This is a genomic window from Acidiphilium sp. PM (assembly GCF_000219295.1).
Classification (GTDB): domain Bacteria; phylum Pseudomonadota; class Alphaproteobacteria; order Acetobacterales; family Acetobacteraceae; genus Acidiphilium; species Acidiphilium multivorum.
Window position 1 is genome coordinate 1 of record NZ_AFPR01000151.1, and the last position, 8,374, is coordinate 8,374.

An 8,374-nucleotide genomic window follows, 5' to 3' on the forward strand; every position below is an offset into this window, starting at 1 on the left:
GTCTGCGGGCGGCGCGCGGCGGCAATGGCGGGGCTGTGGGCACGCGCGACAACGTCATGCCGCTGGCTTGCAGGCCGGTGCACGACGACGGCATGCTGCGCCGGCGCCACCACGGAGCGGCGAACCGCAACAGGGCGCACAGCCGGATGCGGCACGGCGAGATGCGCTTGGGGCGCCGCCAGAGCAGTTTGCGACGTCGCCGCCGCGAACCTTGGCGCCGGCAGGCTCCGCGGCGGGACGGGCAGCGGAATCGTGGCCAGGGCGACGGTCTCCGGCGCAGCCGCCGCGGCAACGGCGGCAGATGACGGCGCACCGGACAGGTCGCCCGGCAAGGGCGGCGGCAACGGCAGATGCGGCAGTTCCGCACCCGGCGGCGGAAGGGCATCCGCCAGTTGCTGCCAGGATACCAGCTGATCCGGCTTCATCGGCCTGAGCTGCGGCATGAACATGGCGGCGAGCCGCGCCAGCCGGTTCGGATCGGTTTCGAGCGCCCATTCGGCGCGCAGCACGCGGATGCGCTGCTCGGAACTGCGGATCTGCGCGGTAACCCCGCCAATCTTGTGCTCGAGCGTGCCGGCGCGGTGCTTCACCACGAACAGCCAGGCACCCGAGCCCAGCATGAGCAGCCCGGTCACGAGGGTCACCGGGCGGATCATGCCGCGAGCCTCTCGATTCCACGCAGCCGCGCCGACCGGGCGCGCGGATTGGCGGCGGTCTCCGCCTCTCCGGGCGTAACGACACCGCGGGTCAGAGCCCGGAAGCGCGGCGCCGCGGCTTGCCGCGCGAGGCCGGAGGGATCGTGCCGCGAGGGCGCGGCGACATGGCCGGTCGCAGCGTTCATGAAACGTTTGACGATGCGATCCTCCAGCGAATGGAACGACACGGCGACGAGACGCCCGCCCGGCGCCAGCAGCGACGCGGCGGCCTCCAACGCGCGTTCGATCTCGGCGAGTTCCTGGTTCACCTCGATCCTCAGCGCCTGGAAACTGCGTGTCGCCGGATCAATGCCCGAGCGGTCGGGCCGCACCACCGTGCGGATCACCGCCGCAAGATCGGCCGTCGTCTCAAAGGGCTGAGCGGCACGACGCCGGACGATCGCGGCGGCAATCCGCCGCGACGCCCGCTCCTCTCCGAAATGAAAGAGAATGTCGGCCAGTTCCGCCTCGGCATAGCCGTTCACGATATCGGCCGCCGTCGGCCCGGCCGCGCCCATGCGCATGTCGAGCGGGCCGTCGGTCCGGAAGGAAAAACCGCGCGACGGATCGTCGAGCTGGTAGGACGACACCCCGAAATCGAACACCGCGCCGTCGAGTGCCGTCACCCCGCGGTCGCGCAGCAGAGCGAGCAGGTCGCCGAACCGGCCCTCGATCAGGTGCAACCGGTCGGGATACCGGGCGGCGAGTGCCGCGCCGCGCGCGATCGCCGCCGGATCGCGGTCAATCGCCCAGACCGTGCAGGTCGCTGCCTCCAGCATCGAAGCGCTATAGCCGCCGCCGCCGAATGTCCCGTCGAGATAAACCCCGTCCGCACGGGGCGCGAGCATCGCCACCGCCTCCTCGCGCAGCACCGGCACATGGGAAAGCCCGCCGCTCATGCCGAAGCCCCCGCCGGCAGGGTAAGTCCGCCGATCCGCGCGCGCTCCCGCGCCTCGGCACGGCGGCGGTCGGCCGCTTCCGGCTCCCAGATCTGGAATGTCCGGCCCAGACCCATGAACACCACGCTGTCGCGCAATCCCGCATGCTCCACGAGCGGTTCCGGCAAAAGGATCCGGCCTTCCTTGTCGGCCTCGAGCGGCCAGGCATCCGCGTAGAGCGCCGCCGCCATGTCGTCATGCGTATCGCTGAACAGGTCGAGTCCCTGCAAACGCGTCGCCAGCGCCTCAAACACCGGCGCCGGCCAGACTTCGATGCAGCGGTGCTTGTGGGATGGCCGCAGGATCAGCCCTTGCGAGTCACCCTCCCGGCGCAGGGCGGCACGGAACGCCGCCGGAACCGATACGCGGCCCTTGGCGTCCAGCCTGTTCCTGTGGGTGCCGAGAAACTGGCTCATCGGCGCTGTCGCGGCCCTTTCGTCTCGCCGTTGGTATGCCTCGCTGCAAACATTCCGACGCACACGCGTCACGCCGGTCGGATTCGCTATGGGTTGTCATGGGATAACATGGGCGATCATGGGCGTCAAAGGGATTTCCACCGATCACTCGCAAAATTTCCTCTCCGCGACCGCAACAAATCGGAATCGCCCGCGAAGCGACGCAGCGAGACAAGGGCCATTTGTCCATGTTTCTATTTTGTTCTCGAAGCGGCCCAGCCGAACCCGATTCGTTAACCAATCGTTAGTTTTTTGGATATCACCGAAGCTCGACGGGCACCATCGACAATCGATGCAGTCGCGTCAGCGCGAAGAGGCCGCGCAGCGGTTCCGGCAACGCGGCGGCCTCAAGGGGATTCGCCTGCCGCGCGAGGGTCGCGAGCAGCGCGGCCAGCCCCGGCTGTTCGTTGCCGGGGACGATATCGAGCGCGGCATCGGCCGGCAGATGCAGCGCCGCGCGCACGGTCATGAAGGCTTCATGGTAGCCGCCCAGCCGGTCGACCAGGCCTCGGCTGCGGGCCTGCGCGCCGGTCCACACACGCCCCTGCCCCACCGCGTTCACCTGCGCGGGACTCATCCGCCGGCCGGCAGCCACCCAGCCGACGAATTTCTGATAGTCGAGATCGAGCTGCCCTTGCAGGCTGGCGAGTTGCGCCTGGGTCCACGGCGTCACCGCGCTGTCGAACAGCGCGTTCGCTCCGCGCGAGGCCGTGCTGACGCTGACGCCCAGGCGGGCCAGCAGCCCGCCGAAGCTGAATTTGCCGCCGAGCACGCCGATCGACCCCGTCAGCGTCGCCGGATCGGCCACCAGCACGGCGCCGTGGCTCGAAATCCAGTAGCCGCCAGAGGCGTCGAGCGCACCCATCGACACGATCAGCGGCTTGTGCAGGCGAGCGGCGCGCGCAACCTCGGCGCCGACCATGGCCGAGCCGGTCACCGTTCCGCCCGGCGTGTCGAGCCGCAGCACGATGGCGCGGATCGACGGATCCGCGACCGCCGTCGCGATTTCATGCGCCAGGCGGGCCGGATCGATCCCGCTGCGCCGCCCCGGCGCGTCAGGCGCGTTGATATCGCCATGGGCGACGATCAGGGCGACCTTCGGCGCGCCCGCGGGCGCCGGCGCTGCGTCGGCGACATAATCGGCGAGCGACACATGTACGCCGCGCACATGCGCGACCTCTGCCGAAAGCGGCAGCACGGTGTCGACCAGCCCGTCCTGTTTCGCCTGCGCGGCGCTGAACGGCGCCTGGTCGAACAGGGCCTTCACCTGGTCCGGGCTGCGCTTCAACCGCGCTGCGATCGGCACCAGAGCCGAATCGTAGAGCGAGCCGGCCAGGCTGTTCATCATCTCGGTCGCCGCCGCCGATGGGCCGGAGCGGGTGAACAGTTCCGGGTAGGTCTTGTATTTGCCGATATGCTCGAACTGCGCCTCGACCCCGGCCATCTTGAGCAGGTCCGCCGCGAACGGGCTTTGCAGGGCGAGCCCGGTGACCCCGAAATCGCCGGCATCGGAAAGTTCGATCCGGTTCGCCGCCGTCGCGACGATATAGGCACCCAGCCCTTCCGCCCCGTCGAAGGACATCGCGCGCGCAACCACCTGCCGGTGCGAAATGGCCCGGAACCGGGCGAGCGCGTCATGCAGTTCCTCGGCCGTGGTCAGGCCGCAGCATCCGCCGCCGAGAAGGATATCGATGCCGCGCACGCGCGGATCGGTGGCGGCGCGGTCGATCGCCGCGATCGTCTGCTCAAGCGTCGGCGTCGCGCCCGTCGCCCGCCTCAGCAGCGCCGACGGCGCGGCGACGTCCGGCGGCGCCGTCTGAAGATTGAGCGAGAGGATGAAATGTTCCGGCAGCGCCGTTGGGCGGCCCGCGAGGCGGTGAAGCCCCCACAGCCCTGCGCCGGCGAGAAGGATCGTCACCAGCCCGATGGCGAACACGATCGCGCGCGCCGCGCGCCACAGCAGCCTCGCCAGGCGGCGCAGCGGCGCGGCAGACTCACTCATGGGCGGCGCTTGACCTCATGAATCATGATATGCCGACGCGCCGCGTCGGCGGCAAGGCCCCCAAAACGCCATGTCCCCGCCGTTCAGACGCGCTCGAAACCCGGCCGTCCGATCTGGTCGGGAAACTGCGCCACCCGCCTGAACTGCCGCGCGTCGTAGCCCTGGCGATAGAAACGGTCGAGCATCGCGCGATAGGTCGCCTCGTCCATCCGTTTCTCGCGCGCGAAGATCCAGCCCAGCGAACGGTTCGGAAATCCGCCGAGGAACACCGAATAGTCGGGCTCGACATGCATGATCACATACGGCACGCCAACCAGACCGTTCAGCAGGGTCACGCGCCAGACCGCATTGTCAGTCCCGGGTTCCACCTGGTCGACCGAGGTGAACTGGAACCGTTTCGCGGCAAAGCTCTTCGGATAGCCATTATACTGGTCGTCGATCGCCCCGTCGGGACGGCGCGTATAGACGGCATAGGAGCCGACATAACCCGCCTCGGCGAAATACGGGATGTGGCCAATGATGTACCAGCGCCCCATGAACCGGTCGAGATCGACGCGCGCATGGCGCAGCGGAGGCTGGGGATAGGGGCTGGTATCGAACGTGCAGCCGGCGAGCAGCGCCGGAGCTGCCGCCAGCAGCGAGCGGCGGGCAAGTGTCATCACGCGGGTCCTCCATGCAAAGCCGTGCCGGGGTTACGCGCCCCGCACGGCTCTGGATGTGGGCCCGGCCGGGATTTGCGAAACCGCGCCCCGCTCAGTCCGCTGCCTCGGCATAGGCCGACAGCGGCGCGCAGGAGCAGACGAGGTTGCGGTCGCCATACACGTTGTCCACCCGCTTGACCGGCGGCCAGTATTTCGCAGCGCGCACATGGGGCAGCGGGAAGGCAGCGCGGTCGCGGCCATAGCCATGCGTCCATGTCGCCGCCATCACCTCGGCGGCGGTATGCGGCGCGTTCTTCAGCGGGTTGTCCACCCGGTCGAGCGCGCCGGCCGCGACATCGGCGATCTCGCCGCGGATCGCGATCATCGCATCGCAAAACCGGTCGAGTTCCGCCTTCGTCTCGCTCTCGGTCGGCTCGATCATCAGCGTGCCCGGCACCGGCCAGGACATGGTCGGCGCGTGGAACCCGTAATCCTGCAACCGCTTGGCGATGTCCTCGACCAAGATGCCGGCCTCTGCCTGGAAGTGCCGGCAGTCGATGATGCATTCATGCGCGACCATGCCGTTCGCGCCTGTGTAGAGGATCGGGTAATGCGGCGCGAGCCGATGGGCGATGTAGTTGGCATTGAGGATCGCCACCGCCGTTGCCTCGCGCAGCCCGTCCGGCCCCATCATGCGGATATAGGCGTAAGGAATCGGCAGGATCGAGGCCGAGCCGAAGGGAGCCGCGCTCACCGGGCCATAGCCGGTCGAGGGTCCTGCATCCGAGCGTAGCGGATGGTTCGGCAGATGCGGCGCGAGATGTGCGGCCACGGCGATCGGCCCCACGCCAGGCCCCCCGCCGCCATGCGGAATGCAGAACGTCTTGTGCAGGTTGAGATGGCAGACATCGGCGCCGATCGCCGCCGGCGAGGTCAGCCCCACCTGCGCGTTCATGTTCGCCCCGTCCATATAGACCTGGCCGCCCGCCGCATGCACGCGAGCGCAGATATCCCGCACGCTCGCCTCGAACACGCCATGGGTAGAGGGATAGGTGATCATCAGCGCCGCGATCTTCCCCGCATGCGCGGCGATCTTAGCCTCGAGATCGGCGAGGTCGATATTCCCCGCGCGGTCGCACCCGATGACCACCACCCGATAACCCGCCATCGTCGCCGAGGCCGGGTTGGTGCCATGCGCCGAGGAGGGGATCAGGCAGATGTCGCGATGCCCCTCCTCGCGCGCGGCGTGGAAGGCGCGGATCGCCAGCAGCCCCGCATATTCCCCCTGCGCGCCGGAATTCGGCTGCAGCGAGACCGCCGCGAAGCCGGTGATCCGCGCGAGATCCTCCGACAGCCGCGTGATCAGCGCCCGATACCCCCGGGTCTGCTCCATCGGCGCGAAGGGGTGGATGTCGGCGAAGGCACGCCAGGTGATTGGAATCATCTCCGCCGTCGCGTTCAGCTTCATCGTGCAGGAGCCGAGCGGGATCATGCTGCGGTTGAGCGCGACATCCTTGTCCTCGAGCTGCTTGAGATAGCGCAGCATCGCGTGCTCCGAGCGATGCGCGTGGAACACCGGCTCGACCATGAAGGCGCTCTGCCGCCCCAACGCGTCGAGTGGCGAGGCCGCAGCATCCGCCGCGCCGCCGATCACGCCGGCCAGAGTGGTAATCTCCGCCGCCGTCACCGTCTCGTCGAGCGCGATGGCGACGCAACCGTCATCGACGCGCCGCAGGTTGAACCCCGCGCCCAGCGCCCGCTGCATCAGCGAGTCGGCACCGGCGCCCGCCTCGATCGCGATCGTGTCGAAGAACACGTCATGGCGGATCGAAAGCCCCGCCGCCCGCGCCGCGCCGGCCAGCAGCCTGGCCGCGAGATGCACCCGCCGGGCGATCCGCGCCAGCCCTTCCGGCCCGTGCCACACGCCATAGAATCCGGCGATCACCGCCAGAAGCACCTGAGCGGTGCAGATATTCGAGGTCGCCTTCTCGCGCCTGATGTGCTGCTCGCGCGTCTGCAGCGCGAGCCGCAGCGCCGGGCTCCCCGCCGCATCGACCGAAACGCCGACCAGCCGGCCGGCCATATGCCGCTTCAGCGAATCGCGGGTGGCGAAATAGGCCGCGTGCGGGCCGCCGAAACCCATCGGCACGCCGAAGCGCTGCGCCGAGCCGACCACGATATCCGCCCCCATCTCGCCCGGCGGCCGCAGCAGCGTCAGCGCCAGCGGATCGGCCGCGACAATGGCGAGCGCCCCGGCGCGATGCGCCGCCGCGATCTCGTCCGACAGGTCGCGGACCGCGCCCGTCGTGCCCGGATATTGCAGCACCACGGCGAAGGGCTTCGCCTGCTCGATCGCCCCGGCATCCCCCGGCGCGACATCTTCAAGCGTCCAGCCGAGCGGCGCGGCACGGGTCGCGATCACCGCCCGGCTCTGCGGGTGCAGGTCGGCCGCGACGGCGATCACCGTCGATCCGCCCTTGTGCACCGCATGGGCGAGCGAGACGCCCTCCGCCGCCGCCGTGCCCTCGTCCAGCAGCGAGGCATTGGCGAGGTCGAGCCCGGCAAGCTCCGCCATCATCGTCTGGAAATTCAGCAGCGCCTCCAGCCGTCCCTGCGCGATTTCGGCCTGATACGGCGTGTAGGCGGTGTACCAGCCGGGATTTTCCAGCACGTTGCGCAGGATGACCGGCGGCGTGACGGTGCCGTGATAGCCAAGCCCGATCAGGCTGCGCTTCACCTCGTTGTCCGCGGCGTAGCGGCGCAGATCGTCGAGGATCTCACCCTCGGTCAGCGCCGCCGGCAGGTCGAGCGGTGCCGCGCTGCGGATCGTCTCCGGCACGGTGCGGGCGATCAGCGCGTCGAGATCCGCCGCGCCCAGCGCGCGCAGCATCGCCGCGCGCTCGGCTGGTCCGGGGCCGATATGGCGCAGGGCGAAGCGCTCCTCGGCCAGCAGGGCGGTGAAATCGTCGATGGTCTGGGGCGCGGTATCCGGCATGGCGGCGGCTCCGGTCAGAGCGTTGCGAGGAAGGCCTGGTAATCGTCGGCGGTCAGCAGGGCGTCGAAGGCGGCGCGGTCGTCCAGGGTCATGCGGAAGAACCAGGCGCCGGATTCGGCCTGCGCATTGACCATGCCGGGATCATCGGCCAGCGCGCCGTTCGCCTCCGTCACCGTGCCGGCCAGCGGGGCATAGACATCCGAGGCAGCCTTGACGCTTTCCACCACCGCGCAGGCCTCGCCGGCATCCACATGCCGCCCCGTCTCGGGCAGTTCAACGAACACGACATCGCCGAGCGCGGACTGCGCGTGATCGGTGATCCCCACGGTCGCGACGTCGCCGTCGAGCCGCACCCATTCATGGTCCTTGGAGAATCGGGTCTCGGTCATCTGGTCCTCTTTCAGCGATGATAACGATGCGGAACGAAAGGCAGCGGCACGACGGTGATGCCGATATCGCGGCCGCGCAGCCCGGCGATCAGGGTCGAATCGTCGCCGGCGCAATCGGCGCGGACATAGCCGAGCGCCACCGGCCCGTTGACGCTCGGCCCGAAGGTGCCGGAGGTGACGCGCCCGGCCGGTTGCCCGGCGGCATCGCGAAGCTCGGCGCCGGCGCGCACAGGAGCCCGACCTTCGCTGAGACACGCAA

At 69.3% G+C, this 8,374-nt stretch carries 8 protein-coding genes; all 8 read right to left on the reverse strand.

What is annotated here, in order from left to right:
* Nucleotides 1–656 (reverse strand): hypothetical protein (locus tag APM_RS07365; RefSeq protein WP_007422727.1); only part of this gene is annotated, 656 nt, incomplete at its 3' end.
* On the reverse strand, nucleotides 653–1,594 hold the full coding sequence (rsmH, locus tag APM_RS07370) for a 16S rRNA (cytosine(1402)-N(4))-methyltransferase RsmH (protein WP_007422728.1): 942 nt from the start codon (nucleotides 1,592–1,594) through the stop codon (nucleotides 653–655). The genes APM_RS07365 and rsmH, both read right to left, overlap by 4 nt.
* Nucleotides 1,591–2,049, reverse strand: a complete 459-nt coding sequence (gene mraZ, locus APM_RS07375; protein WP_013639164.1) for a division/cell wall cluster transcriptional repressor MraZ — start codon at nucleotides 2,047–2,049, stop codon at nucleotides 1,591–1,593. The genes rsmH and mraZ overlap by 4 nt, the downstream gene beginning before the upstream one ends.
* 298 nt (nucleotides 2,050–2,347) lie before the next feature.
* Nucleotides 2,348–4,090, reverse strand: coding sequence for a S49 family peptidase (locus APM_RS07380; RefSeq protein WP_007422731.1), 1,743 nt, complete (start codon nucleotides 4,088–4,090; stop codon nucleotides 2,348–2,350).
* A gap of 83 nt (nucleotides 4,091–4,173) precedes the next feature.
* On the reverse strand, nucleotides 4,174–4,749 hold the full coding sequence (locus tag APM_RS07385) for a lipocalin family protein (protein ID WP_007422732.1): 576 nt from the start codon (nucleotides 4,747–4,749) through the stop codon (nucleotides 4,174–4,176).
* Between the two features lie 94 nt (nucleotides 4,750–4,843).
* The gene (gene gcvP / locus APM_RS07390) at nucleotides 4,844–7,726 is read right to left on the reverse strand and encodes an aminomethyl-transferring glycine dehydrogenase (protein WP_007422733.1); all 2,883 of its coding nucleotides are present in this window, start codon (nucleotides 7,724–7,726) and stop codon (nucleotides 4,844–4,846) included.
* A 14-nt stretch (nucleotides 7,727–7,740) separates the two neighbouring features.
* Nucleotides 7,741–8,115: a glycine cleavage system protein GcvH gene (gcvH, locus tag APM_RS07395; protein WP_007422735.1), complete on the reverse strand. Its 375-nt coding sequence runs from the start codon at nucleotides 8,113–8,115 to the stop codon at nucleotides 7,741–7,743.
* An 11-nt stretch (nucleotides 8,116–8,126) separates the two neighbouring features.
* On the reverse strand, nucleotides 8,127–8,374 hold a 248-nt coding region (locus tag APM_RS07400; RefSeq protein ID WP_305803845.1), incomplete at its 5' end, for a glycine cleavage T C-terminal barrel domain-containing protein.

What these genes read in the sequence shown, in the direction of transcription:
- rsmH (WP_007422728.1), bottom strand. Translation starts at nt 1,594, where the DNA reads ATGAGCGGCGGGCTTTCCCATGTGCCGGTGCTGCGCGAGGAGGCGGTG.
- mraZ (WP_013639164.1), bottom strand. Translation starts at nt 2,049, where the DNA reads ATGAGCCAGTTTCTCGGCACCCACAGGAACAGGCTGGACGCCAAGGGC.
- APM_RS07380 (WP_007422731.1), bottom strand. Translation starts at nt 4,090, where the DNA reads ATGAGTGAGTCTGCCGCGCCGCTGCGCCGCCTGGCGAGGCTGCTGTGG.
- APM_RS07385 (WP_007422732.1), bottom strand. Translation starts at nt 4,749, where the DNA reads ATGACACTTGCCCGCCGCTCGCTGCTGGCGGCAGCTCCGGCGCTGCTC.
- gcvP (WP_007422733.1), bottom strand. Translation starts at nt 7,726, where the DNA reads ATGCCGGATACCGCGCCCCAGACCATCGACGATTTCACCGCCCTGCTG.
- gcvH (WP_007422735.1), bottom strand. Translation starts at nt 8,115, where the DNA reads ATGACCGAGACCCGATTCTCCAAGGACCATGAATGGGTGCGGCTCGAC.